A 24,021-nucleotide genomic window follows, 5' to 3' on the forward strand; every position below is an offset into this window, starting at 1 on the left:
ATTGAAAGCAATTTGGAATGGGGAAGTAATTGCAGAAAGTGAAGATACTGTTGTAGTTGAAGGCAATCACTATTTTCCTGCTGATTCTATCAAGAAAGAATACTTTGAAAAAACTGATATGACTAGCTTTTGCGGTTGGAAAGGTATGGCAAATTATTACTCTGTAACAGTTAATGGGAAAACCAACAAAGACTGTGCATGGTATTATGCAGAACCAAATGATGCTGCTATGAAAATTAAAGGTATGGTTGCATTTTGGAATGGCGTTGAAGTAAAGTAACCAACTTAATTATTAGAAATTCATAGGGTTTTTGTGAAACAATACACTGCGCTTCTTTGTGTTGGTGTTGGGGTAATTGTAATTATTGGTGTTATTTTTGGGGCAGATTTTTTCAAGTTTTCAATAACTACTCAGGATTATGAAATCTTTGTAGATCCTCTTTTAGATGAACAAGGAATGTTTACAATGGGACGCGTCACAATTCAAAACCTTGGCGCCAAACCCATAACGAATCTTCACATTAATTTTGGTGATGGGGATATCCTAGATATTCAAACACTTAATGTTGGACAAAAAATCATTGTTTCTCCTCCCCCTGAAAACTCTATGGAATTTGTAATGATTAGTGCTGATAATGACATCTTTGTCAACAAGGCCTACAGAGAAATGCCAAAAATGGTTGGCATGATGGGTTCCTAGCAGTTAAATTCTGTAAAAACCAAGTAATTTTACTTGAAATTTCTTACCAGTGGAAAGGTAAAGGATCTTTATGATGTTGATGATAGTACTTTACTCTTCAAATTCTCTGATCGAGTTTCTGCATATGATGTAAAATTCAAGCAAGACATTCCTAGAAAAGGTGAGGTTCTGTGTAAATTTGCTGAATTTTGGTTCAATGAACTAGATGTTCCAAATCATTTTGTTAAACGTGAATCTGAAACTGAGATACTTGTAAAGAAAATGAAAATGCTTCCAATAGAATGTGTAGTTCGTGGTTATTTCTATGGTAGTTTAGTAAGTAGATGGAAGAAGGGTGAAGTCAAAGTTCCTGAAGGAACTGATACCACTCTTGCTGCAAAACTTCCAGAACCAATATTTGATCCTACTACAAAATCTGAACACGATATTCCAATTAACAGAGCAAAAGCAATTGAAATGAATTTGGTTTCTGAAGAACAATACAATTGGCTAGAAAAAACTTCGATTGAAATTTACAAAAAAATGACTAGTATTGCAGATAACGTTGGTTTTATCTTGGCTGATTTGAAATTAGAATTTGGAATTTTAGATGGCAATATCACATTGGGTGATTCTATTGGTCCTGATGAGTATCGTTTGTGGCCCAAAGACTCCTTTGAGGTTGGAAAAATTCAAGAAGCATATGATAAACAACTCTTAAGAGATTGGTTAACTGCAAATGGGTATCAAAAACAATTCGATGATGCTCGTGATAATGGGGAAGAACCAATAGCTCCTGAAATCCCCCCCGAAATTATTTCGAAAATGACAGAACGTTATGTTGCTGCATATGAAAAAATCTCTGGCAAATCTTTGTAGATAGATTTTTGCGTTTTATGTTGACTAGTAGCTAACTTTCAACTCGAATTGTATTTTTGAAAATATGGAAATTTACATCCTGATGACGTATTTTCAGACCTTTGTTCCCTGATCATGGGTTTTTTGATATTTTACAAAAAATCTTAGACCGTTACAATAATTCTTTATCCAGTATAACATATATGATAGTGGTATTGTTATTACTAATTGCATTACGATAATTATTGTAATGGTAATGATAAATTTCATAGTGGTATGATTTTTTTAGAAATGAAAAAAAATTGATGCGATTAGACAAAAAAATATGATACAAGGATCTTTTAGATCGGAATTAAAGGTAATCTTAGCATGTCTACGTTATTAGAAAAGCCAATCAAAGTAAATCGTATTGTTACGACAAGTATTGAACACGCACGAGCAATTGAAGACCCTGCACGCGCAAAAATTGTTGAGATATTATATCATCAATCTCTCTCTGCTGATCAGATTACAACTACCTTAAAAAAATCTGGATTTAAAAAAGCATTAACTACAGTACGTCATCATTTAGAAATTCTAAAAGAATCTGGGCTAATTGAAATTGTACGAATTGAGGAATCCCGTGGTGCCATCACAAAATTTTACAGCACTTCTACAAAATTACTTGATTTTCAAACCCCTGAAGATTTTGACTCAAAATATTCAAAAGTCATTGACAACACATCAACAAAAATTGAAAAAATCCTCAAAGGACTAACTCCAAAAACTGGAAAAACAAAAGGGAAAAAATCTGAAGAATATTCTCAGTATTTGGTAATGGAGATAATGAATCGTGCCATGACAAATGTCCTTGAGAATTCTGGCAAAAAATAATCGTTACACCTAAGTATTTCTTACAAGAAATTCTTACATGGTACGCGTATTTTACAGCCAAAAAACAGAAGATCTTATAGAAAAGATGACTCTGACAAACTGGCGTAGTCATGTTCAAGAAGAACTTGGTCAGGAACACCGGGACATGTCTGATAATTGGAAAATGTGCGCAATTGGTGAGAGAATAAAGATTGAAGGCAAAGATCTTGAATCAATAAAGGATCTTTCTCCTGAGGCGATCCGATTAGGTTATGAGTTTTCAGTGGCAATGCAAGAAAAAGATAACCAAAAAGCACTTGAGGTTATCACTAAAATTGAACAGCTTCCAACAATATGGAGGGATGACATACATGGATGAAAAAGCTGTAAAACTATTTTCTGAAAAAAATCTTGTGTATATTGCAACTGTGATGAAAGATGGCTCTCCACAAGTTTCACCTGTTTGGGCAAATTTTGAAGATGGTTATGTTTTGGTAAATACTGCTGAAGGTAGAATTAAACACAAAAATGTTTTACGTGATCCTCGAGTTGCAGTTTCTGTTGTATCAAAAGATAATCCTCTTGACATGACAACAATTCGTGGGGTTGTTGAAGAATTGATTCCTGATCATGATTACAAACATGCAGATAAATTAACACAACAATACATGGGACGAGAACACTATCCATTCAAACGTGATGATGAAAAAAGAGTTATACTAAAAATAAAACCAAACAAAGTTTTTGTTTTGCCTGAATTAAAAATGTCAGAGTAACAATTTAGAATGTTTCTAAATTCGAATTTAGAAATATAATAAATGTAGAATGTAAATTATAAAAAAGTTAGCATGACAGCTTAACGTCGACGTTTAGCTGCCTTTCTCTTTGGAGCGGCTTTGCGTTTTGCTGCTGCCTTTCTCTTTGGAGCTGCTTTTCTTTTAGCTGCAGTTTTTCTCTTTGGAGCGGCTTTGCGTTTTGCTGCTGCCTTTCTCTTTGGAGCTGCTTTTCTTTTAGCTGCAGTTTTTCTCTTTGGAGCTGCCTTACGTTTAGCTGCAGTACGTCTCTTTGGTGCTGCCTTACGTTTAGCTGCAGTACGTCTCTTTGGTGCTGCTGCTTTAGCTGCATTTCTTCTACGTGCTGCTTTTCTCTTACGAGATGCTGCTGCTGCTGCGGCTTCTGCTGCTTTTTTAGCTGCATTTCTCTTTCGAGTTCTTGCTGCTTTTTTAGCTGCTTCGGCTCTTTTGGCTTTAGATATTGCCATGATTTTTTTCAAAAATGATATGTGTTATATGGTAAAAGTCATACAATACTACGTAAACTATAGAAAAATTTGACAATTATTTCTAATTTTGAATTTTCCGATCAACAATTTGTTATGCAAACTGATGCTGTATCAACTGTTGATTGTTCTTTTTGCGGTCTGATAATTATTTTGTATGATTTTTCTTCATCAAATGGAATGTCAAACTGTGTTGTTTTTTCTACTGCTTTGTTAGGTTCTAACCATTCTAAAAGAAGATCTTTTGAGGAAAACTCACCATAAACTGCTTCATGTTTTTGATCTTTTTCATCAACAATGTAAAATTGTCCTCCTGATAGCAGGGTTCTTTCTTCATCTCCTATGTATTTTGCAGTAATTCCAATCATAACAAACGTATTTTCTGGTTGCGTTTTCTTATCTCCTTCATGTGTTCCTTCAAAAGTAATGACATATTCTACAGGACCTACTGTGACAGTTTCTCCTGCAGTAGTTTCAATAAAGTTGGTCTGATATTGCGTATATGTGTACATTGCAGCTCCCATTGAAACTAGTATTGCTCCAATTACTATGATTACGCCTAATCCTGCCACAAAAAACCGTGGTTTTTTTGATATATAGTTGCATAGTTTGGAAAAAAGTGCTTAGACCCCGGTGCAAAATTGCACAAGTGAGAGGGGCAGGGGCCTAAACTCTGATAGTATTACGATACTTTATGACATAAAATCCACGGAATTTTAACTCGATCTAGTGTTCCATCTTGGTCTTTTTTTGGGCATTTTTTGACCTATTTTTTTGGAATTTTTTGATAATTTTTCATCAAAATATGGGGGTTGAGCTTTTAGGCATGATCTAAAAAGATCATACATGTTTAGCTGGGACATCAGGGTGGTTTGAAGGTTGCATTTCATATCTAGGCACAAGCGTTCAACCCCCCATCCAAATGCCTAATTTTGAAAAAATGACATTGTGCCTAATCATGGTCAAATTAGAGGGGGGTTTAACGCCTAGGCATAATTCTGACAAATATATTATTTCAGAAAATTTTGAGTAAACTCTCCGATTAACTCTGAAACTTGAGTAAATATTTCAGATGAAAATATTCTGAAATTATCAAACAGATTATTGGTAGTTTCAAATGATTCGTTTATTGCATTCTCGTCAATCTGTAAAGAATTGATTTCCATGTTTTTTTAGCAAAATATTGTGATTTTACCTTCTGCTTGTCCATCTGAACATACATTTTCTACCAAAATAGGGGGGTTTTTGGACAGAAATACTGCCAAAAACATTCTAACTTAGTAGAACTGATGACATTAACTTGTCAACTAGCATTAGAGTACTATCCATCATTCTATCTGCAAGTTCTGTTGCAGGGCCAATGATTAACTCCATGTTCAATATTGAGTCTAATTCCATGAAAATCCTGTTAATTATTTTGTATTAACCAATGGTATGTCCTGAAGAAATACATCCTGAAAATCTGATAAAAAAGGGGTATGAACCCACTTGTTGAAACTACAAAACTTGAGTTTATTGTTGTTCTACTCTGATTGTAATCTTGCCTTTTTTTGCAGTATTGACTACTTTGAGGGCTCTATTCATTACCCCCATGCCAAATCTTGACAATTCTTTTGTAGAAATTGTAAGTTCTCTTGGTTTTGATTTTGATGTTTTTCTTTTCATGATTAGAATACGGTAATTTTTGATATAAGGCCCGCGTAGAATTGATAAATCGTCTATTTTTAGAATGTCTTCATTAGGAATCTTGCAGTTTTTTCATGCATTTCTGAAACTCTGTCCATTGCATCAAACAATCCTTGTTGATGGATGTTTTCTTCCTTATCTAACACCGCATAGACTCCGATCTTACGTTTTCCATCTTCTGTAGTATTTTTATTAATTGCTTGAATGGTATAGCAATAATCAGCTACTTTTTTCTCAAACTTTTCTTTCTCTTCTTCACTAAATCCAAGATATCTTGCAATCTGATTATTTTTCATAATGACTTTGGAGCCAATTACCAAAATACCTTGTTGTGCCTTTGGCTCAAAAATTTCTATAGGAACTCCTGCAGGACCTGCATGTTTCACAAGAATTTGAAATGTATTTTCTGGATTTTTGATATCTTCAAATGATAATCCTTCATGAATTAACCATCTTTCAACATTATCTCTTATTTTTGAAGCGCTCATCACAAATCCTTGTAAGTGCTTCTATATGATTCTAAATTCAATGATCACAGTACTAAATTTACAATATTTCTAAATTCGAGTTTAGAAATATTCTAAATCTTTACCTGTAAACTAAACATTTTTGCTAAACGTTTACTTGAAAACCTGGACCAAATTCAGGAACAAGTGATGCAATAATTACATTAAGAACTAACCCTGTTATCATCAATGCAATTCCCAAATACAAACAATTTTTTGCTTTTTTTGGATCGTCATTTCGTATAATAAAATATGCAATAATTCCTCCTATTATACCAAAAAATATTGGTAGCAAAAACCACAAATTGCTTCTTGGTCTTTCAGGATATGTCATTTTCTTAAAATTATTTTGTAGTAGCTGCTTTTTTCTGTAACTGTGTAATTTCAATTTCTACAGTTTCTAATGGATCCTCTACTTGATTGCGTTTAATTGAGAACATTTTTGGTTTCTCAAAGTCATCTGTACAGTCTGGGCATGCATAAACTAGTACTCTGTGTTCATTTGGTGCTTTTGGATTTGATAATCTAGGGTAATACACTAGTCTTGCGCCACAATCAACACAATATCTGTTGGCCCTTCTAGTTCTGACCAATGTAAACCTCCTGCATTATTCTAAATGTGCGATCATCTATTAGATCTATGTTGTCTAATAGTGTAAACCAATTACTGTCAACCGATCAATATTTCTAAATTCGAATTTAGAAATATTATTTTTCTATTATGGTGATTATGTTATCAGTGTCAAAATAAAATGTTTCAAAACTCGAGTTTAGAAATAAGTGGCGCCGCCCATCAGACTTGAACTGACGACCGTCCGATTAACAGTCGGATGCTCTACCACGCTGAGCTAGGGCGGCAACATGTTTGTACCTTGGCAAAAGTGATTTAATCCTTGCGACTATACAATTTAGACCAAATTTGTTAGTAGTTTAGTTAAATTTGGCAAAAAATTCTTTGATTTCTTTTGAATGGTTCTCAACTAACTCGATAATATCTAGGTGTTCATCAGCAGTAGGTTCTCTTTGATGTACAACTTGAAATGCACTGAGTGCTGAACCTACCATCTCTCCAACAAAAAACCCGCACAAGAAATCGCCTATTTTTTCACAATTCCAAATTTCTCCAACTCTTGGAGAAGCTCCTGATTTTTTGTATAATTCTAAAGTCTGTTGGATTAAGTCTGTTGTTTGTTTAGCAAATTCTGGGTCTAGGGTCATTAGAAGAATTAAAAATTTTACTTGTCTATGCCTTTTTTCTTTTCATAGACATAGATGCCGTCTAGGAAAACTCTGTGATCTTTGTTTTTTACTTTAGTTTTTAATTCTATGTTAGCTGCAGTTTGTGTAATGTCTGTCCAAACTTCTCCAGTGAGAATAACATCTTCTCCTTTTGGAATTACTTTGGTATTTCCCATGATGTGAGTTGTTCTTGGTGCTCTTTCACCTTGATAGTTTTCAATTAAAACTTTCTTACCTTCTACTTTTACTGTGATTGGAAAGTGTGCAAAGACTACTTTCATTTTAATTGTATATCCTTCAACAAGACCCTCACAAATATTTCTTATAATTGATCTTGCCGTATGTAAAATTGCATAATCTCTTTTTTTCTCACCGATTGTTTTGAGATTAACTTTATCTTCTACAATTTCAATTTGTACCGGGATATTTCTGAAATTTTTATGTGTTTTGCCTAGTGGCCCTTCAAATGTTAACATGTGTTTGTTTTGTGTAATTTTAACCCCTTCAGGAATTGTTACCTGATCTTGCATTTTTTCGAGTTGACTAGTAGACATATCCTATCAAAAATCCTCCAATTCCTTTTTGTGTTGCTTCATGATGTGACATTACTCCTTGATTAGTTGTAACTAGGAGCATTCCTCTATCATATGCTGGCAAGTACTGTTGTTCCCAGTTGTTAAATTCATCTGTCTTTACTTTGAATCTTGGTGAGATTGCTCCACATTTTGTAATTTTTGCCAATAGTTTTATTTTGAATTTTCCACCTCTTTTATCATCAATGTGTTCAAATTCTCCAATGTATCCGTCTTTTTGAAGTGTCTTTAGAACTTCTATTCCTAATTTTGAAGTTGGGAGTATTGTACATTCTCCTTTTCTTCTTGTTTCATTATTGTATAATGTGACAAATAGATTTGCTAAAATGTTAGTTGCTGGCATCTTCTCTCACCTATTTTTCCTAAATCCTAGAGATGTTGCTACCTCTCTGAAACATCGTCTGCATAACATCAAGTCATATTTTTGTATAACTGCAGTATAATCTCCGCACCTTTTACACCATCTTGAACCTCTACCAAAATCATGCTTTTTTCTTCCAGTAAATTCGTATGATCTATCTTTTGCCATTATGCTACCGTCACTCCAAACTCTTTTGCTAGATAATCCTTTGCTTCTTCTTTTGTAATGATGTGGGATTTTCCAACACTTGCTTTGTGTTTACTTCTTCTTCTAATTCCATAACCTGGTCTAGTTAATGTGACTGAAATTCCAAGACCTAAAATTCCAATTGATGGTTCGTATTTTACTCCTGGAATGTCGATATGTTCGTTAATTCCAAATGAATAGTTTCCAAAATTATCAAATGATCTTCCGTTTACAGTATTTCCTTTTGCTTCAAACAATCTTTTCAATAATGCTTTAGCATCTTCTCCACGAACTGTTACTGCAACACCGATTGGTTCTCCTTTTCTTACACCCCAATCTCTTTGTGTTTCTTTTGCATTACGTGGTGATGGTTTTTTACCTGAAATTTGTTCTAATGCTCTTCTTGCAATATCAATTACATCTCCTGATTTACCAAGTCCCATATTGAGTACTACTTTCTCTAACGAGATTTTTTTCATTGGGGATTCTGTTGTTTGAGACATATTATCACTTTAATTGAATTACTGGTTCCTCTTTTCCTATTGGCATAATGATGTCTGCTGGAATTTCGATTTTTCTATCTTCCAAGTCTAGAATGACTCTTTTTGGAAGATTAAATGTACCTTCTTCAATTGTTTCTATCTTTCCAATTCTTCCTGCATTAATTCCACGTGTAACTAATCCATGATTTCCTGCTTCTAATTTAATTACTTCAAGAATTTTCTGTTCTGGAACTTGCATTAAACATACATCTCCAACACTTACTTTGGTATCTGAAATTGTTGAACGTCCATCATGGAATCCGATTTGCATTTTTCCTTTGCTAATTGTAGTTTTACTAGTAACTTGTACAAGTTTTTTAGTTTTTTCTGCATCGTTAATTTTAATTGGTTTTAGAAGCTTACCTTCTGTTGGTACTAATCTATAAGCATCTGAAACATTTTCTAATTCTACAACATCCATTAAACCAATTGCATGATGAAGTGATTTTCTGACAACCCCATCAATCTTTACGCTACCTGAATATATTGCAGTTTTTGCTTCTCTAAGACTTGTAACAATCTTTAGCATATCTCTAAGGAATACTGCTGTTGGAACTGAATGATTTTTTCCGTGTGGTCCTGGTTTTACTGTGATTACAAATCTTTTGTCTTTTCTAGCTATTCCCCAGAATTGAGGTGCCATTTGTCGTTTGAGTTTTTTACTACCTGCTATACTTACCATTAATTCTCATCTTCCTTTTTTTCAGATTTGTTCTCCACTTTTGTTTCTTTAGGCTCTTCGTTGACAGATTCTTCTTTCTTTGGTGATTCTTTTACTGGTTCTTCTTTTTTAGGCTCAGTTTTAGGTACTTTTCTTGGGTCTTTGCCTTCTAATTTTGCAATTCTCCATTTGTCATCTGTGTTAAGTGATGTGACTAGTAGATTTGATGTGTGTATGAAAACATCAAATTTGTCACCTTTAGTTTTCTCTTTCTTTACTCCTTCAATTGCAACACTGCTCTTTTCTGTAGATACTTCTGCAACTTTGCCATCTACACCTTTGAATTCTCCTCTGAGAATTGTTACACTGTCACCTTCAACTACTCTGACACTTCGTTTACCGTATTTTTTATGAAGATCTTTTGATAATGCACTTCCAAGCTGTTTGCTTTTTGTTTGGTAAGATGCACGATAAATCATCTTGTTACGCATTTTAGTTGGTTTCATCTTCTTATACCACCATTGATGCCAAGTTAGCTACTCTTGGCCATTTTTCTGAAGCTTCTGCTGCTACTGGTCCTTTGATGTCTGTTCCTTTTGTTTCTCCTTCTGGAGTGATCAACACTGCTGCATTGTCTTCAAAACAAACTCTTACACCGTTTAATCTGCGAACCGGATATTTTTGTCTAATTATAACTGCACCATACACTTGTTTTCTTAACTCTGCTGGTCCTTTCTTTACAACAACATTACAAAAGTCTCCAACTGATGCTGATGGAAGTCTTGATGCTCTTGTTTTATGTCTTGGAACATTAATTACTTCTAAAATTTTTGCACCAGAATTATCTGCACATACAATATTTGCGCCAACTGGAATTACTTTAGTTACATATGGTCGGAATTCTTCTACTCCTTTACCTGCTTGTTTTGCCATTATGATCTAACCTCCACAACAACATATGACACTGATTTTGATATTGGTCTGCATTCTGCAGTCAATACATTATCTCCTGCTTCGACATCAATACATCCTGGAACATGGGCATGAATGCTACTCTTTCCTCTTGCATATCTTTTGAATTTGTTAAAGTAAATTGGTGCATCTTTTTGTAGTGTAATGGTTTGCCTTGCCTTACTTCCAGTAACTTTACCATCGAAGAGTTTACCTCTGATTGATAATTCTCCATGGAATGGACAGTTTTTGTCTGTACATTCTCTTTTTGGCTCTTTTACTTTTAGTCCAATATTTTTAGTCATGCCTTTCCTCCAATTCTGTCAAATGGTCTTTTTGCAATTTTGGAACCTTCTACAATAACATCATTATTGTTAATTGAAAACTTCCAATTACTGGTAGATTTTGCAATTGATCTCATTCCATTATCTGTATTAATTGTAAACATTGATTTTGTTTCATTTGCAATTCTTCCATTTAATCCTATTACTTGTGGATTTGTTGATTGAATTATCTCTGTGTTTAACCCAATAAATTCATGTGATGTGATGTTGTCTGCAGTAATCATTTCTCTTTCCTCATCTCGTTTAATCTTGTTAGCATTCTTGCAATGTCATGTCTAAGTGGTTTTAGTTTTCCACTTTCTTTTCTTAGTGTACCTTTAGCTGCATCTACTCTAAGTTTTGAAAGCTCACTTCGTGATTCTTGAATCTTACTTTTTAGATCTTTTTCGTTTAACTGTTTAATTGTCTTCATGCTGATTCTGGTCATTTAAGTTTGGCCTCCTCTTCTTCTAATGTTTCAAGTTCTTTCATCTTTTCTTCTTCTATTGCAATTTGTTCTGATTCTGTTCTTGCTTTCTTTTCAGCAGCAGTTTCATCTCTCATCTTACCTGTTTCTGCATCTTTGACTTGTTTTGCCTTCTTTGGTTTTTCTACTCTCATTTCAAATTCTGGAACAAATTTCTCTTTTCTTGCAATTCTAATTCTAATTCCAATTAATCCCATTGCTGTATTGACATGTGCGATATCTTCTGCAACAATTACTTCTGCATGATGACCTGCTCTTGGTAAAATTCCTGCTGTATGTTTTTCAAAGGCAGAACGGTCACCTCTAAGCTTACCTGAAATTGTAATTTGTACGCCCATGGCCCCGTTTTCCATAATTTGTTTTAGAGTCCACATGGTTGCTCTTCTGAATGCTGTTCCTCTTTCAAGATGAGAAGCCATTCTGTTACACATTACACTTGGTGATAATTCTGGTTTCTCAATTTCTACTACTGAAATTTGTGGGTTTTTTAACCCAAAGTCTGTTGCTAGTTTGTCAGTAAGGTCTCTAATTCCTGAACCTTTTCTTCCAATAACTATTCCAGGTCTTGTGACATGTAATGCAACTCTTGTTCCTGTTGGTGTTTTTGAGATTTCTGCATGTGAAAACCCTGCTTCTTTGATTGCTTCTCTAAGATAGTCTTTGAGTAGCATCATATTGTAATTGTCTTTGATTACATTTTTGACTGACGACATTTCTAAATCTCCTGGGCCACCAATTCTACATGAGTTAATACATTGTTCTTTGGAGTTGCCCTTCCCATTGCTCTTGGGATAAATCTTTTTACGATTACTCCTTTGTGAACGGTTGCATTTACAATTTTTAATCTATCTAAATCCATTCCCTTGTATTCAGCATTTGATTCTAAATTATCTAAAACTTTGATGAATTCTTTTGCTGTCTTTTGTGGATAACGTCCTGCCATCATACCAGGATCTCCTTTATGTCCTACTTGGTTCTTGTATCTTCTAAATGCAACTGCTCTATCTTTGTGTATTACAGCTTGCAAGTAATCTCTTGCTTTTTCAATTGATAGTCCTTTAATTGCAACTGCAACTTCTCTTGCATGTTTATGTGACATGTCTTTTTCTCTAACTGAAGAACGTACATGTCTTGTTGCATCATAATTTTGGAAAGCGTAACCGAATCTACCCATAATAATCACTTCAATGGTACGTAGAGGCTGGATCTTGATGCGCCTACACCTGGTGCACCGTGTGAAACCTTCTTGTTTGTTATGACATATTCTCCCAAATAGTGACCAATCATCTCTGTTCTAATTAGAACTGGTCTGAACTCTTTTCCTGAGAAAACATTTACTGTAACATCTACCATGTATGGTAGGATAATCAAATCTCTAACATGAGTTTTGATTGGATTTTTTAATTTACCTGCTTTTGCAGCTTTGATCTCTTCAATTAATTTTCTTTTACCGTCGGTAATTCCTCTGGTAAGGGATCTTCTTTGTCTTGCATTGAATAATTGGAATAATTTTTCTAATGACATATTTTCGAGTTCTTCTTTTGGAATTCCTCTGTATGAAAATTCTTTAACCATTTTTGTTCTTCCCCTTCTAGCTCCCTATTATAGCATTCCTATCTTTGTTGCGAGGTCTCTTGCTTTTTCTGTATTTTCAAACTGAACAAATGCTTTCTTGCCGTAAATTGTTCTAGCTGTGTTTACGTTAGTAACTTTTTCATTGTATAGTGTGTTAACTGCATCTGCAATTTCTGGTTTGCTTGCTGATCTGTCTACTATGAAACAAATTTTACTTTCATTTTCTACCATTGCAAATGTCTTTTCCGTAATGTATGGTTTTAGTATGATTTTACTTGCTTGATCTACATTCATTGTACTTTCGCCATTACCTCTAGATGTGTTGATTTTATCTTTCCAATCTCCTCAATTGCGGATTTGGAATAAACGGTTAATCTAATTGGGTCTGAACCTGGAGCTAAATCTAATACGCTCAAATCTTTGACACTTGTTGCTTCTACTCCTGGCAGTGCGCCTATTGCCTTTGAAATGTTTGATGCATCTTTAGTTACAAACAATACACTCTTTCCAACTTTTTTACTTCTTCCTCTAAGTCTTGATTGTCCAGAACGTGGTTTTCTTGCTTGTAATCTTTTTACATCTTGTGTTAGTTTTAATGAATCTAGTATTTTGGTCACCTCACTTGTTTTAGACACTGATTCAATCTCATCAGAGACTACAATTGGAAATGACTCAATTCCTTCTACTTTGTGTCCTCTGGATTCTACTCTATCTTTTGATGCAGTTGCCGCAATTGCTGAACATAATGCTAATTTCTTTTCTTTTTTGTTTAATTTTTTGTAAATTACTTTCTCAACAATAGGTGGATGTGCTTGTCTGCCTCCTCTAGTTGATGCAACCTCTGCACCTTGACCTTGTCTTCCACCACCTCCGCCTTGTGCTCTGGCGACACGAGATACACCTTGACCTGTTGGTGGATCATTGGAATCTGCAACTACGTCTTGACCTGCAGTTGGATGTCTTCCTTGTGGTTGGAATTTATGTGATGTAAGATTAGTGAAAGCTTTGTGAATTAATTCTCTTCTAAATGGTGTGGAGAATACTGCTGGTAATTCTACTTCTCCATCTTTTGTTCCAGTTGTTGTATATACATCGGTCTTGGTCATACTACTACCTCCAAGATGTTTGGTTTGTTAACTTTGGCTGGAACGTTTCTAATCTGACTTCTTAGTTTGATTAGTCTTCTGTAAGTTCCAGGAACTGAACCTTTTAGAATAATGAAATCTCCTTTAACTAAACCAAAGTGTTTGTACCCTCCATCAGGATTAATTTTTAATTTATCATCTTCAGTGTTGCCCATAATCATAATTCTTTTATCATATTCAACTCTTTGATGGAATCCAAATTGTCCTGCTCTTGGAACTGTATACATGACACTTTGTGGAGAGATTGGACCTAATGAACCAACTTCTCTAACTGTCTTTCTTGATTTATGTTGTTTCTTCTTTACGTTCCATCTTTTCAAAACACCTTGCCATCCTTTACCTTTTGTGATTGCTGCAACATCAACACTTGCACCGGTTTCAAAAATCTGATCAATCTTAATTTCTTTTCCAAGTAATTCTTTTACATGTGTAAATTGTTTTGGAATATCTCCTCCACTTACTGAAGCTTCAAAGACATATGGTTTCTTTTGCTCTAATCCTGCAGCACTTGGTGACACTGCAACAATTGCAAAAATCTCTTTAATTTTCTTCAAACTTTTTTCTGCATTGTCAATTGCATTTTCTTGTTTGTTTTTTAGTGAAATTTCTTTAGCGATATTTTTTGGAATGTCTTCTGCATAAACATCAAACTCTGCATGTAATCCATCATGATCTTTTGAATAACCTCTAATTCCTAAAATCAATACTGGTGGTGTAACTAGAACTGTTCCAAGACTTACCAACTGTTTTCCTGCATTGGGTACTTTTTCACGATCATCAATACTGACAATTTGAACACACCCTGCTTTGAAACCACAATGAGCTAAAATCTTTGGCTCGTCTGAATCTAATTTGGGCCATGCTCTGATTCTTGCCTCCATACTTTTAGCGCGTACTCTAGGTGAATACGCAAGGCTTCCTCTACGTGGTGAATGTCTTTTTCTAGCACCCATGACTAAAACGCATCATCGATTGCCCTCTATTAAACCATGTGAGATATCGTTAACCGCTAAAAAAATCCTAGTTAACCAACTGTGCCTGAAAATTAAGGCTTTAGAATTTCATTTAACATATTCCAAATTGTTATTGTACCGATAATAATTCCTGCAGCTCCTACTCCTATTGCCAACAACAAAAAATTTTTTCTTTCTGCCATGATTATGATGTAGTTTGTGCATTCAATATAGATAAAGTTCCAAGTAATGCCTCTTCTAGACGTACTGTTTGTGTAGCTTGATTCGGGAAAAAATTTAGAGACTTTGCATTTTGTACATTTTTCATCTTTCCACCTAAGATCTCATGAATTCCTTTCTCAGGAGAACCAAACACCACAAGTGTTGGTTGATCAGACTTTGTATATTTTGCAATTTGTTCTTTTGTTGCGGTTTTACCTTTTCTTGATGTTAGAATTATGTTTCCTTTCCATTCAGATAACAACGAAAATAGATTTGCTCTCTCCTTAACTGAATATCCCCAATACTCTGGTGCTTCACTTTTGTTAATTTCTTTAATTGAGAAATTTGGATGTCCTTCCTTGAACTGTACTGTTACTCTTTTTCCAATAGATGTTTTTCCAAAAAATGGAATTAATTGATTTATTCCTACATCTACGAATCTTTTTCCCTTTACACTTACTACGATTCCTTCTCTAACGTCACCTCTGCTTATTTTTTTTGGATTTGCAGGTGTAACATGACTTGGAATTCTTAATGGTTGCAATACTCCTGCAAATTTTAAGTCGTTTACTTTTGCAAACAATCTCCGTCTCAAAAATTGTGGTGTTTCTAAATATTTCAGAATCATTACCATAAGGTTTCCATCTTGTTTGTTGTTTCCTTCTTGGTATACATAGATAGTTTCAATTTTAAAAATTGCACAAGCTCTTGCTAACACTGAAATCTTTCTTGTCTTGTCTATCTTCAATGATTCATCTGATAGAGATGATTCGGGAATTGCAACAGATAATTTCAAAATAATCGAGTCTCACAAACAGATAAAATAATTAATTTTTGTCGTGTGGATATTTTTCTTTAGCAGTTTTTGCATAATTTGCAACCTGCTCATCTGAAACTATTTCATACAAACCAGTATCTGTTTTGATATGTGCCATTCTGATATGACTAGTTCCTTCTTTGTCTTCACTTGATAGATAAATTCCTGCAGAAGCTAATGCAGATGCATCATCTAATGAAAGATCATTTTTGTATGTTTTTTCCAAAAAGTCAGTTACTTGATCAGAACCTGAACCAATTGCAATTGCATCATATGAGATGTATGTTCCACTAGGATCAGTCAAATACAATTGTGGTTTTCCAGCAACAACTCCTCCAAGAATTAATGCAACACCAAATGGTCTTACACCTGCATATTGTGTATATTGTTGAGATTGATCAGCTAAATGTTTAGCAATTGTTTCAACTTCTACTGGTTCATCATAAATCATTTTGTTACTTTGAGAAAAGAATCTTGCATTGTCCACTTGACTTCTTGCATCTGGTATGTATCCTGCTGCGGCAACACCAACATGATCATCAATTTGGAAAATCTTTTGGGCAGTGTTAGAAATTTGTAATTTTCTTGGTTTTTCTTCTACTGCAATTACGATGCCATCTTTACATTTTACACCTACGGCAATTGTTCCTCTTCTTACCGTCTCAATTGCATATTCGACTTGGTATAATCTGCCGTCTGGCGAGAACACTGTGATTGCTCTGTCATAACCTTGTTGTGCAGGAAGCATTTGATTCCAATGCTCTGAAAGTTTAATTTAAGTCTAGCCTATCTAATTTGCCGTGAGATTCAGAATTGAATTTTCAGGACATGAAAATATTAGATCAAACCATCAAAAAACTATAGAGATTACAAAAGAGTCCTATTTGACGCCTCAGGGGGATTGTATTGTTGGTGTAAATGCAAATCATGCTTGTGCTGATTTACCACAAGATCTAAAAGACAAATTGAAAAATTCTGATTCAAACATTACCTTTTCTATTGATGTTGGAGATTACAATTTCACTGTAGAAGGGAAAGGTCACCCTGATCTAATCCTTACACATACTGAAGATATTGTAATTAGAAAAAGTGATTTTGTATGTCCTAGAACTTTAGCTGTAAAATGTGACAAGGCATCTGATTTGTTACCTAGAGAAATGGTCCGATTGCTACAAGATCCAAAAACCAAAGGTATCTTTACTATTACAATTGATTAGAACTGTGACAATTTTATAGTCATTAATTTGATTTTGTTCATGGGAATGAAAACTAATTTGTTCATTTTAGTCCCCTTGGCAGCATTTGCTGCAATAATTCTTGGTGCAGGAATGTATCTAACATTGTGTAAAAATGCTCTTGTTCCATTACCTTGTTGACTCAATAATTTCCATCTTTAGTTAATTCTGATTTATCATGATTTTCTTAAGACATGAATCATTAGATGTTTTATGGTAAAACCAACAATTGAGTTGCCAATTTCTAAAAAACCTACAGATGTAGAACTCAAAAAACTCAAAGATTATTTCAAAGAAATGCCTGTTGATGAAATTCTTACTGGGCTAAAATTTGCTAAAAATAGATGGTCTGCAAAAGATGCAGGGACTTTGAAGGTTGGACGAAAAAGCATTATTCAAAAAGAAGTTCATTCTGTTACCACTGAACAAGCTCAATGGCGATTAAAAAATTGGAAGATGATGATTGCCAACTATAGAAGACGAGGATACAGTTATCCTACAATTTCTAGAATAAAGAAAATTTTGATTCAAAAAAGTAAAAAGAAATCTAAATGAAAATATCTGATTTTCTCTCAACAATTTGTTGTTTGAGAGAATCTGGTACATCTGGAATTGTTGCTTTTGTTTGACCTGCAATGACACCTTGTGCTTCTTCTAATATTGCTAGTGTGTCTGCATTGGTTTCTGCACCTACACTCATTGTATCTCCCAACTCCACTGATGAGCCAGACATTACATCTCCAAGTATGGATGACAAGTCTTGCATTGATGCATTTGCCTCTGGCATGATTCCGTTCAGTGATGGTGCTAATCCTTTGATGATTGACATACATGGACTGAGTGTGACTACTACATCTCCTAGTTCTGATACTGTATCTAGTCTAAGTTTGACTTGTTCCATTGAAAGTTTGGCGCCACTGACCATATTTTTCATCTTTCTAACTTGTGCTAATTCATTTGCATATGCTTGCGCATAGGCATTTTTGTTATTTTTATGAGCGTGAACTATTTTTTCAAAAATTTGATCATGTTTTACTCGTAATTTTTCATTAATTCCTTCTAATTTTGAGATTTGAAATTGTAATTTTTTCTGTGCAAAGTCAATTTTATTTTTTAGTGGTTCATCTGGCTTTACTTTTCCCATAACTTTTTGGGAAATGCTTTCTCCCTGTGTTTTGTTCCAAGAGTTACTTAGCATATTTAATTCTCGATATTGGTCAAAATTTTTGTTTTAAAGAGATTTGTCACCATAGATTATGTAACTGGAGTGACAGATAGATAGGGTTACACTATCCAAAGGTAAATGTGAATATCTGGAATCCTTTGCCCTTGATTTTTATCTCTAATACATGTGATGCACTATCTTCACTATTGATGATATTGTATAATCCTGGTTCTGAAACGCTTAGTATGTGTCCTGATATGATGTCTTTTCCAGAATATTGTTCTGGTAATGGTTCTCCATCAAGATAAATTTCTAGTTCCGCATTATTTGCCGTAACAATATTTACTTCTTTTGCATTGTATAGTAATTTTATCTCTCCATTCTCTGAAACCAATTCCATACTGTCTTCATGATTTTTCCATGTTCCAACTGGATAGAATTTGTGTAATTCTATTTTGTCTGATTCTTCATACATTACTGTTTTGTCGGGTTGGAATCCTTCATCACTACCTAACTGATTTCTGTTTTGTGCAAAGTAATATCCAAAGTATAATTCAGGAGTTCTAAACAAAGTATGTTCAAATTCTTTGATATCAACTAATGAGGAAGCAGATACCATTTGAATTCCTAATGCGTCTGATCTTTCTTTAATTAACTGTTGAATAATTTTTTCAGTTTCTTGATATCCGCCTTCACCTATATGATCATATCTTATGTATCCTTCATGATCTGCAATGTATTTTCTTGGCCAGTATCTATTTTCAAATGCTTTCCATGTTTCCATTTCATTGTCCATGACAACAGGATAATTGATTCCATGTTTTTCAATTGACATTTTTACATTTTCAGGAACTTTTTCAAATTCAAATTCTGGTGAATGAATTCCGATGATTAGCAATCCCTGATCCGCATATTTGTCATCCCATGCTGTAATGTATGGAAGAGTTCTGATACAATTAATGCAACTATATGTCCAAATGTCATACAAGACTACATTTCCTTCCATTTCTTGAGATAACTCTTCAGGAGTTGTATTCAGATAATGCGCAATTCCTACCAAGTCAGGAGCCTTTTTGAATCCAGATTTGTCTATATTTGTAGAATCACTATTTGTTATGTTTGAAACGCTAGTCTGATCAAGTGTTGAGAATGTCATGCTTATGGCTATAATTCCTATTCCTATTGCGACTACTAGAATAATTGCTGTTTTGATTTCTGATTTCATTTTATCAACCTAAGAATAATAATTCATTGAGAAGTGGAAAGTTGGCAATATATGCTAGTTGATTTGTGTATACTAGAATTCCCAAAATTACAATAAACCCTCCTAATATTATGTTGTAATATTTTAGATGTTTGCTCATTGAACGAATAATTTTATTTGCTCTAGAATAAAATACTCCAATTAAGATAAATGGAATTCCTAATCCTAATGAATACACTAACAGTAAATTGAATGCAACAGATGGTGTTGTTGCTGCAAGTGTAAGTATTGTTCCCAGTATTGGTCCAACACATGGGGTCCAACCTGCTGCAAACGCTAAACCAAAAATAAATGACATTGGATAACTTGCTTTTGATCTTTTTGGGAAAAACTTTTTTTCTAAATTTAATTTGTTTATCTTCATTGAAAGGAGTAAGAACACTCCAAATCCAACTATGATTATACCTCCAACTTGATTAAGCCCTTCTACTAGTTCTCCTGACGCTGATGAAAGCGTACTGTTAATTATTACTCCTAATGTTGAGAATACTACTGAAAATCCTAGTACAAAAAATACTGAGTTTAAAATGATGTTTGTTCTGTTTATTGAAACTGTCTTTGTTCCATCTTTTTGATTTAATTCTGATAGTGTTGTTCCTGAAATGTATGCAAGAAATGCTGGAATCATGGGTAAAATACATGGTGCAACAAATGAACCTAATCCTGCTAATGCTGCAACTGCTAGAGTTATCTCTGTCATATACTAAAGTTGTAATTTTTACTTTAAAGCGTTCTTCCAGATTTTTACCAATTGTCAATGCAATCCGTTTTTAACTGGGTTGTGACTAATTTTTGTATGAACAAACGATTTGTAATAGTAGGTATTGTTTTGGGTATCGTTGTTGTGGCTGCTGTTTTGCTTGGTTCTCCAATGTTTGGTGGCTTTGATGCTGCTAGATAATTAACAGAATTTTACGTACGCTTTTTGGAAAATTTCAAGTACTCTCGCAATATCTTTGTCCTGCAGCCATGCTGTAACTGAAATTCTTAATCTGGCTTGATTTTTAGGAACAGTTGGATATCGGATTGGTTGTGCAAATACCCCATTATTAAACAGGAATTTTCCAAAATCCATCGCTGATTTCTCATTGCCTACAATGATTGGAATTATCTGAGACTTTGAGTTTATTTCAAAACCAATCTCTTTGAGTCCTTTTGATAATAGTTTGGTATTTTTTTCAAGTTTCTTTTTTTGTTTTTCTCTATTTGATTCAAATCTTTTTAGAGAATGTTTTACTAAAAATGATGGTAATGCTGATGTGTAGATAAATGATTTTGATTTGTTAATACACAAATCAACTACATTATTTTTTGCTGCAATATATCCTCCAAATGATCCTAATCCTTTACTTAGACTACTAATATACAAATCAATTTTTTTTCCAACATTAAAATAACTTGGAGTTCCTTTTCCATCTTTTCCAATTACAAAATCTCCATGTGCATCATCAACAATTGTTATTGCGTTGGTTTTATCTGCAATTTCAGTAATTTGTTTTAATAATGAAAGATCTCCATCCATACTAAAAATTCCTTCAGTTATGATAAACTTGTTTTTGGCTTTTTGTTTTGATTTATTTTGCAAATCTTGAATGTCATTATGCTTGTAGATTGAAACTTTGGCATCAGTTAATTTACATGATTCAATAATGCTTGCATGATTTAATTCATCACTGAGAATCAAATCTCCTTTCTTTGCAATTGCAGAAATTGAACCCAAGTTTGCCATGTATCCTGTGGGATAAATCAAACTGTTTTGTTGAGATTTATGTTTTGCAAGTACTTTTTCTAATTTTTTGTATGATTCATCATTACCTGAAACCAGTCTTGAACTTGATTGAAGTTGGTTTGTTTGAATCTTTGTTATTGGTATTCCTAGGTAGTCATTTGAGCACAAATTGAGAAGTTTTTTTCCATTGATTGTAATGTGTGCTCCGTGGGCTTTACCGTATCGTAATTTTCTGTAGAGATTGTTTTGTTTAATTGCTTGTAACTCTGCATCAACAAAGTCAAGTTTATGCCTGGAGGCCAATTTTTTCAATCATTTTACGGTCTTTTTGAGCATCATTACCACCCATTGTGAGGTAGCCTGAAGTAATTATGCCATTAGCTCCACTCTGTAGTAACTCTTCTCCAGAATCATCTAGTTGTGTTTCTCTACCTCCTGAGATCTTGATAACTGATTCAGGTAATAGGAATCTGATTACAGAAAACATTCGTACAATTTCTGAATTTGGTAAATCTGTTTGTAATTCTAATGGAGTTCCTGGAACTGGAACTAGTATGTTTATTGTAACTTCTTCAGGAAATAGTCTTGCAAGTTCTAATGTTAATTCTAATCTCTGTGCTCTGGTTTCACCTAAACCAATAATTCCGCCAGTGCACAACTCTAAACCTGCATCTCTTGCAATTCCTAATGTCTTTAATCTGTCTTCATATGTGTGAGTTGTACATATCTCTGGAAATTTTGATTTTGCAGTCTCTAAATTATGATTGTATCTTTTAACTTTGAGTTCTTTGAGTTTTTTTGCTTGTTCTTGTGTCAGAAATCCTAAACTACACTCAACGCTAATCCCAACTTTATCATTTATTTGAGTTATAATTTTACAAACTTTTTCAAAATCTGTTTTTGATGGTTGACGCCATGCAGCTACTAGACAATAGGATTCTGCTCCTTCATCTTTTGCTTTTTGAGCTTTTGATACTACTTCTTCAGGTGATGGTAATTGATATGTTTCTATACCTGTATCAAAGAATGCAGACTGTCCACAAAATGTACAATCTTCACTACATGCATTTTTTTTAATATTGTTTAATTGTTCAACATCAACCTTTTCTCCATTGAAATCTCGAGTTATCTCATTTGCACATCTTGCTAAATCTTTAAGATACTCTTCAGGAATGTTTAGTAATTTTTCAGCATCTTCGGCGGTAATGTGGTTTCCTGAAAATACTTTCTCTTGACACTCTTTGATGAACTTTAGAGTACTCATAATTTGACTCATATATTTTCCATTTATAACAACAATAGAAGTCAAAAACTTTCCATTATTGTTATTTCATGCCTGAAAATACGTTAACCTCCATACTGTATGGGGTTAACACTGGATTTAAAAAAGTTATTTTTGATACCCGTATTCAAAGTGAGTTTTTTCACATATTGTATTGAATCTGAATGTAAATTGGCTTGCACGCCAAATACTGTTTACCGAGTATTGGCCACTATGATCGTGAATCATTTTTAGATATAAAAAATAGGAAAATCTTTCAGTTATTTTGATAAAACTGAAAGTATAGGCATTGCATCCCACTGGTACATATGATGTACTAGCACATTTTCACAGGCATCAGAATATTCTTGATAGAATTTTTTTGCATCTTGTTCTGTTGCTTCAAAAACTGCCATACCACTTGGTTGACCGTTAAAAGAGCCAGACCACATGGTTCCTTTTGAGGATTGCCAGTTATCAACTAGAGATATGATATTTGGTCTAATCCTTTCAATATCTTGTTCTGAAGCATCATCTCCAATCGAGCTAACTATTACCCATGGTTTTAGTTGATCAGACATGACATGTTAGATGCAAATTAGAAATTAAAGATAGAGTTGGTTGTAATAGGATAATACAATTTTCTATCTCAAAAGCCTAGAATAGGAAAATAAAATCATCATCTATTTTATTACAATTATCTTGTAACAAAATATGTTCAAACCATGTTTCTTACCCTGACACTCCTTTACAAACAAGGTTTTGAACCAAGGAAAGCATTAACGCAATTTAAGGTTCATCCACATGGAAGTTGCTATTGGCATAACTTCGAATAAACTGTGTTAATGCTTTCTTTGATAAAATTAAATTTCATTTCAAAAGGATATTCTAGATTTTTAGAGTATCTGGTTTTTTTATATCTAGAAAATTGTTCAACTGCCACATGGCAAAAAAAGTAACACCGTTAATGGTGGAAAAATATGATATTTCACACAAGATTTTCAAGGAACTTGCAAATTTAGAGTCAAGACACATCTTATTTTCAATAATAAAGGAACCAAAAAGAGCTCAAGATATTTCTAAAGAGACAAAAATTCCGCTTAGTTCAGCTTACAAAAGAATACAGAGTCTCAAAGATTGTTCATTAATTTCTGAAAAAACTGATTTTGCCGAAAATGGACACGTAATTGTATTTTATCAAAGCATGATCAAAGATGTGAAAATCAGCATCACAAAATTGGAGCCATTGATTTCATTTAGTAAAAATCCTAATGTAAAAAAATGAGCAAACTATCATCTCTGAAAATCTGTGTTCTGTGTGGAGGAATTTACACGATACATGCAATGACAAAATTAAAAAATTCTTGCCCCAAATGCAAAGGACTCTTGGTTCCATAATGGCTTGTAGAGGAATTTGTGAGAGGTTTCGTTCAGAAACTCAGAGGTACAGGT

42 protein-coding genes and 1 tRNA gene are annotated in these 24,021 nt (G+C 33.9%); 9 read left to right on the forward strand and 34 right to left on the reverse strand.

Going from position 1 to position 24,021, the window contains the following annotated elements; genetic code table 11:
• Position 1 precedes the first annotated feature (1 nt).
• From ACX12B_RS03545 to ACX12B_RS03570, 6 genes are all read left to right on the forward strand, one after another.
• Positions 2-280, forward strand: a complete 279-nt coding sequence (locus tag ACX12B_RS03545) for a DUF427 domain-containing protein (protein ID WP_459352673.1) — start codon at positions 2-4, stop codon at positions 278-280.
• A gap of 33 nt (positions 281-313) precedes the next feature.
• A complete protein-coding gene (locus ACX12B_RS03550) occupies positions 314-700 on the forward strand; it encodes a hypothetical protein (protein ID WP_459352674.1) in 387 nt (128 codons plus the stop codon).
• 33 nt (positions 701-733) lie between these two features.
• Positions 734-1,558 (forward strand): phosphoribosylaminoimidazolesuccinocarboxamide synthase, encoded by an 825-nt coding sequence (gene purC / locus ACX12B_RS03555; protein ID WP_459352675.1) that lies wholly within the window; start codon positions 734-736, stop codon positions 1,556-1,558.
• Between the two features lie 348 nt (positions 1,559-1,906).
• On the forward strand, positions 1,907-2,410 hold the full coding sequence (locus ACX12B_RS03560; RefSeq protein WP_459352676.1) for an ArsR/SmtB family transcription factor: 504 nt from the start codon (positions 1,907-1,909) through the stop codon (positions 2,408-2,410).
• Between the two features lie 37 nt (positions 2,411-2,447).
• Positions 2,448-2,768, forward strand: a complete 321-nt coding sequence (locus tag ACX12B_RS03565) for a hypothetical protein (RefSeq protein ID WP_459352677.1) — start codon at positions 2,448-2,450, stop codon at positions 2,766-2,768.
• On the forward strand, positions 2,761-3,165 hold the full coding sequence (locus tag ACX12B_RS03570; protein ID WP_459352678.1) for a PPOX class F420-dependent oxidoreductase: 405 nt from the start codon (positions 2,761-2,763) through the stop codon (positions 3,163-3,165). The genes ACX12B_RS03565 and ACX12B_RS03570 overlap by 8 nt, the downstream gene beginning before the upstream one ends.
• Before the next feature lie 80 nt (positions 3,166-3,245).
• Here the strand turns inward: ACX12B_RS03570 and ACX12B_RS03575 are convergent, their stop codons facing one another.
• From ACX12B_RS03575 to psmA, 28 genes are all read right to left on the reverse strand, one after another.
• Positions 3,246-3,650: a hypothetical protein gene (locus tag ACX12B_RS03575; RefSeq protein WP_459352679.1), complete on the reverse strand. Its 405-nt coding sequence runs from the start codon at positions 3,648-3,650 to the stop codon at positions 3,246-3,248.
• Between the two features lie 101 nt (positions 3,651-3,751).
• A complete protein-coding gene (locus ACX12B_RS03580) occupies positions 3,752-4,240 on the reverse strand; it encodes a DUF4352 domain-containing protein (RefSeq protein ID WP_459352680.1) in 489 nt (162 codons plus the stop codon).
• A 438-nt stretch (positions 4,241-4,678) separates the two neighbouring features.
• Positions 4,679-4,834 carry a hypothetical protein gene (locus ACX12B_RS03585; protein ID WP_459352681.1) on the reverse strand — a complete coding sequence of 52 codons (156 nt, stop codon included), beginning with the start codon at positions 4,832-4,834 and terminating at the stop codon, positions 4,679-4,681.
• A 106-nt stretch (positions 4,835-4,940) separates the two neighbouring features.
• On the reverse strand, positions 4,941-5,066 hold the full coding sequence (locus tag ACX12B_RS03590) for a hypothetical protein (RefSeq protein ID WP_459352682.1): 126 nt from the start codon (positions 5,064-5,066) through the stop codon (positions 4,941-4,943).
• 114 nt (positions 5,067-5,180) lie between these two features.
• Positions 5,181-5,333, reverse strand: coding sequence for a hypothetical protein (locus ACX12B_RS03595; RefSeq protein WP_459352683.1), 153 nt, complete (start codon positions 5,331-5,333; stop codon positions 5,181-5,183).
• Between the two features lie 59 nt (positions 5,334-5,392).
• Entirely contained in the window at positions 5,393-5,842 is a 450-nt protein-coding gene (locus tag ACX12B_RS03600; protein WP_459352684.1) for a DUF2299 family protein, read from the reverse strand.
• A gap of 124 nt (positions 5,843-5,966) precedes the next feature.
• Positions 5,967-6,194, reverse strand: a complete 228-nt coding sequence (locus tag ACX12B_RS03605) for a hypothetical protein (RefSeq protein ID WP_459352685.1) — start codon at positions 6,192-6,194, stop codon at positions 5,967-5,969.
• A gap of 10 nt (positions 6,195-6,204) precedes the next feature.
• Complete coding sequence (locus ACX12B_RS03610; RefSeq protein WP_428324258.1) at positions 6,205-6,453, reverse strand: hypothetical protein; 249 nt, start codon at positions 6,451-6,453, stop codon at positions 6,205-6,207.
• A 188-nt stretch (positions 6,454-6,641) separates the two neighbouring features.
• A tRNA-Asn gene (locus ACX12B_RS03615) sits at positions 6,642-6,718 on the reverse strand.
• Positions 6,719-6,790: 72 nt separating this feature from the next.
• Entirely contained in the window at positions 6,791-7,078 is a 288-nt protein-coding gene (locus ACX12B_RS03620) for a hypothetical protein (RefSeq protein ID WP_459352686.1), read from the reverse strand.
• Between the two features lie 17 nt (positions 7,079-7,095).
• On the reverse strand, positions 7,096-7,653 hold the full coding sequence (locus tag ACX12B_RS03625) for a 50S ribosomal protein L6 (protein ID WP_459352687.1): 558 nt from the start codon (positions 7,651-7,653) through the stop codon (positions 7,096-7,098).
• Positions 7,643-8,035 carry a 30S ribosomal protein S8 gene (locus tag ACX12B_RS03630; RefSeq protein ID WP_012215178.1) on the reverse strand — a complete coding sequence of 131 codons (393 nt, stop codon included), beginning with the start codon at positions 8,033-8,035 and terminating at the stop codon, positions 7,643-7,645. The genes ACX12B_RS03625 and ACX12B_RS03630 overlap by 11 nt, the downstream gene beginning before the upstream one ends.
• 6 nt (positions 8,036-8,041) lie before the next feature.
• Entirely contained in the window at positions 8,042-8,221 is a 180-nt protein-coding gene (locus ACX12B_RS03635) for a 30S ribosomal protein S14 (protein ID WP_014963151.1), read from the reverse strand.
• Entirely contained in the window at positions 8,221-8,742 is a 522-nt protein-coding gene (locus tag ACX12B_RS03640; protein WP_459352688.1) for a 50S ribosomal protein L5, read from the reverse strand. The genes ACX12B_RS03635 and ACX12B_RS03640 overlap by 1 nt, the downstream gene beginning before the upstream one ends.
• Positions 8,743-8,746: 4 nt before the next feature.
• Positions 8,747-9,463: a 30S ribosomal protein S4e gene (locus ACX12B_RS03645; RefSeq protein WP_459352689.1), complete on the reverse strand. Its 717-nt coding sequence runs from the start codon at positions 9,461-9,463 to the stop codon at positions 8,747-8,749.
• Positions 9,463-9,948, reverse strand: a complete 486-nt coding sequence (rplX, locus tag ACX12B_RS03650; RefSeq protein ID WP_459352690.1) for a 50S ribosomal protein L24 — start codon at positions 9,946-9,948, stop codon at positions 9,463-9,465. Before rplX ends, ACX12B_RS03645 begins: the two co-directional genes overlap by 1 nt.
• A 4-nt stretch (positions 9,949-9,952) precedes the next feature.
• On the reverse strand, positions 9,953-10,375 hold the full coding sequence (locus tag ACX12B_RS03655; protein ID WP_048069135.1) for a 50S ribosomal protein L14: 423 nt from the start codon (positions 10,373-10,375) through the stop codon (positions 9,953-9,955).
• Positions 10,375-10,698 (reverse strand): 30S ribosomal protein S17, encoded by a 324-nt coding sequence (locus ACX12B_RS03660; protein ID WP_459352691.1) that lies wholly within the window; start codon positions 10,696-10,698, stop codon positions 10,375-10,377. Before ACX12B_RS03660 ends, ACX12B_RS03655 begins: the two co-directional genes overlap by 1 nt.
• A complete protein-coding gene (locus ACX12B_RS03665; RefSeq protein WP_459352692.1) occupies positions 10,695-10,961 on the reverse strand; it encodes a ribonuclease P protein component 1 in 267 nt (88 codons plus the stop codon). Before ACX12B_RS03665 ends, ACX12B_RS03660 begins: the two co-directional genes overlap by 4 nt.
• A complete protein-coding gene (gene rpmC / locus ACX12B_RS03670; protein WP_459352693.1) occupies positions 10,958-11,164 on the reverse strand; it encodes a 50S ribosomal protein L29 in 207 nt (68 codons plus the stop codon). Before rpmC ends, ACX12B_RS03665 begins: the two co-directional genes overlap by 4 nt.
• A complete protein-coding gene (locus ACX12B_RS03675) occupies positions 11,161-11,916 on the reverse strand; it encodes a 30S ribosomal protein S3 (protein ID WP_459352694.1) in 756 nt (251 codons plus the stop codon). Before ACX12B_RS03675 ends, rpmC begins: the two co-directional genes overlap by 4 nt.
• Before the next feature lie 2 nt (positions 11,917-11,918).
• On the reverse strand, positions 11,919-12,377 hold the full coding sequence (locus ACX12B_RS03680; protein ID WP_459352695.1) for a 50S ribosomal protein L22: 459 nt from the start codon (positions 12,375-12,377) through the stop codon (positions 11,919-11,921).
• Positions 12,378-12,382: 5 nt separating this feature from the next.
• Entirely contained in the window at positions 12,383-12,778 is a 396-nt protein-coding gene (locus ACX12B_RS03685; RefSeq protein ID WP_459352696.1) for a 30S ribosomal protein S19, read from the reverse strand.
• 27 nt (positions 12,779-12,805) lie between these two features.
• On the reverse strand, positions 12,806-13,072 hold the full coding sequence (locus ACX12B_RS03690) for a 50S ribosomal protein L23 (protein WP_141975629.1): 267 nt from the start codon (positions 13,070-13,072) through the stop codon (positions 12,806-12,808).
• Positions 13,069-13,884, reverse strand: a complete 816-nt coding sequence (rpl4p, locus tag ACX12B_RS03695; RefSeq protein WP_459352697.1) for a 50S ribosomal protein L4 — start codon at positions 13,882-13,884, stop codon at positions 13,069-13,071. Before rpl4p ends, ACX12B_RS03690 begins: the two co-directional genes overlap by 4 nt.
• Positions 13,881-14,876 carry a 50S ribosomal protein L3 gene (locus ACX12B_RS03700; RefSeq protein ID WP_459352698.1) on the reverse strand — a complete coding sequence of 332 codons (996 nt, stop codon included), beginning with the start codon at positions 14,874-14,876 and terminating at the stop codon, positions 13,881-13,883. The genes rpl4p and ACX12B_RS03700 overlap by 4 nt, the downstream gene beginning before the upstream one ends.
• Positions 14,877-15,081: 205 nt before the next feature.
• On the reverse strand, positions 15,082-15,894 hold the full coding sequence (locus ACX12B_RS03705; protein WP_459352699.1) for a putative RNA uridine N3 methyltransferase: 813 nt from the start codon (positions 15,892-15,894) through the stop codon (positions 15,082-15,084).
• 31 nt (positions 15,895-15,925) lie between these two features.
• Positions 15,926-16,663 (reverse strand): archaeal proteasome endopeptidase complex subunit alpha, encoded by a 738-nt coding sequence (gene psmA, locus ACX12B_RS03710; RefSeq protein WP_459352700.1) that lies wholly within the window; start codon positions 16,661-16,663, stop codon positions 15,926-15,928.
• A 52-nt stretch (positions 16,664-16,715) separates the two neighbouring features.
• Between psmA and ACX12B_RS03715 the strand changes: the two genes are divergently transcribed.
• A complete protein-coding gene (locus ACX12B_RS03715) occupies positions 16,716-17,132 on the forward strand; it encodes a DUF371 domain-containing protein (RefSeq protein ID WP_459352701.1) in 417 nt (138 codons plus the stop codon).
• 231 nt (positions 17,133-17,363) lie between these two features.
• Positions 17,364-17,705, forward strand: a complete 342-nt coding sequence (locus ACX12B_RS03720; RefSeq protein ID WP_459352702.1) for a hypothetical protein — start codon at positions 17,364-17,366, stop codon at positions 17,703-17,705.
• Here the strand turns inward: ACX12B_RS03720 and ACX12B_RS03725 are convergent.
• From ACX12B_RS03725 to ACX12B_RS03750, 6 genes are all read right to left on the reverse strand, one after another.
• Positions 17,698-18,348: a Snf7 family protein gene (locus tag ACX12B_RS03725; protein WP_459352703.1), complete on the reverse strand. Its 651-nt coding sequence runs from the start codon at positions 18,346-18,348 to the stop codon at positions 17,698-17,700. The two genes, ACX12B_RS03720 and ACX12B_RS03725, sit on opposite strands and share 8 nt — an antisense overlap.
• Positions 18,349-18,439: 91 nt before the next feature.
• A complete protein-coding gene (locus ACX12B_RS03730) occupies positions 18,440-19,540 on the reverse strand; it encodes a redoxin family protein (RefSeq protein ID WP_459352704.1) in 1,101 nt (366 codons plus the stop codon).
• Positions 19,541-19,544: 4 nt separating this feature from the next.
• A complete protein-coding gene (locus ACX12B_RS03735) occupies positions 19,545-20,279 on the reverse strand; it encodes a cytochrome c biogenesis CcdA family protein (RefSeq protein ID WP_459352705.1) in 735 nt (244 codons plus the stop codon).
• A gap of 201 nt (positions 20,280-20,480) precedes the next feature.
• The gene (locus tag ACX12B_RS03740) at positions 20,481-21,620 is read right to left on the reverse strand and encodes an aminotransferase class I/II-fold pyridoxal phosphate-dependent enzyme (RefSeq protein ID WP_459352706.1); all 1,140 of its coding nucleotides are present in this window, start codon (positions 21,618-21,620) and stop codon (positions 20,481-20,483) included.
• The gene (gene bioB / locus ACX12B_RS03745; protein WP_459352734.1) at positions 21,595-22,572 is read right to left on the reverse strand and encodes a biotin synthase BioB; all 978 of its coding nucleotides are present in this window, start codon (positions 22,570-22,572) and stop codon (positions 21,595-21,597) included. The genes ACX12B_RS03740 and bioB overlap by 26 nt, the downstream gene beginning before the upstream one ends.
• 278 nt (positions 22,573-22,850) lie before the next feature.
• Positions 22,851-23,150, reverse strand: a complete 300-nt coding sequence (locus ACX12B_RS03750) for a hypothetical protein (RefSeq protein WP_459352707.1) — start codon at positions 23,148-23,150, stop codon at positions 22,851-22,853.
• Between the two features lie 362 nt (positions 23,151-23,512).
• Here ACX12B_RS03750 and ACX12B_RS03755 point away from each other — a divergent pair, with 362 nt between their 5' ends.
• Entirely contained in the window at positions 23,513-23,854 is a 342-nt protein-coding gene (locus ACX12B_RS03755) for a winged helix-turn-helix domain-containing protein (RefSeq protein WP_459352708.1), read from the forward strand.
• The last annotated feature ends 167 nt before the right edge of the window (positions 23,855-24,021 follow it).

The sequence above is a fragment of the Nitrosopumilus sp. S6 genome (assembly GCF_054515815.1).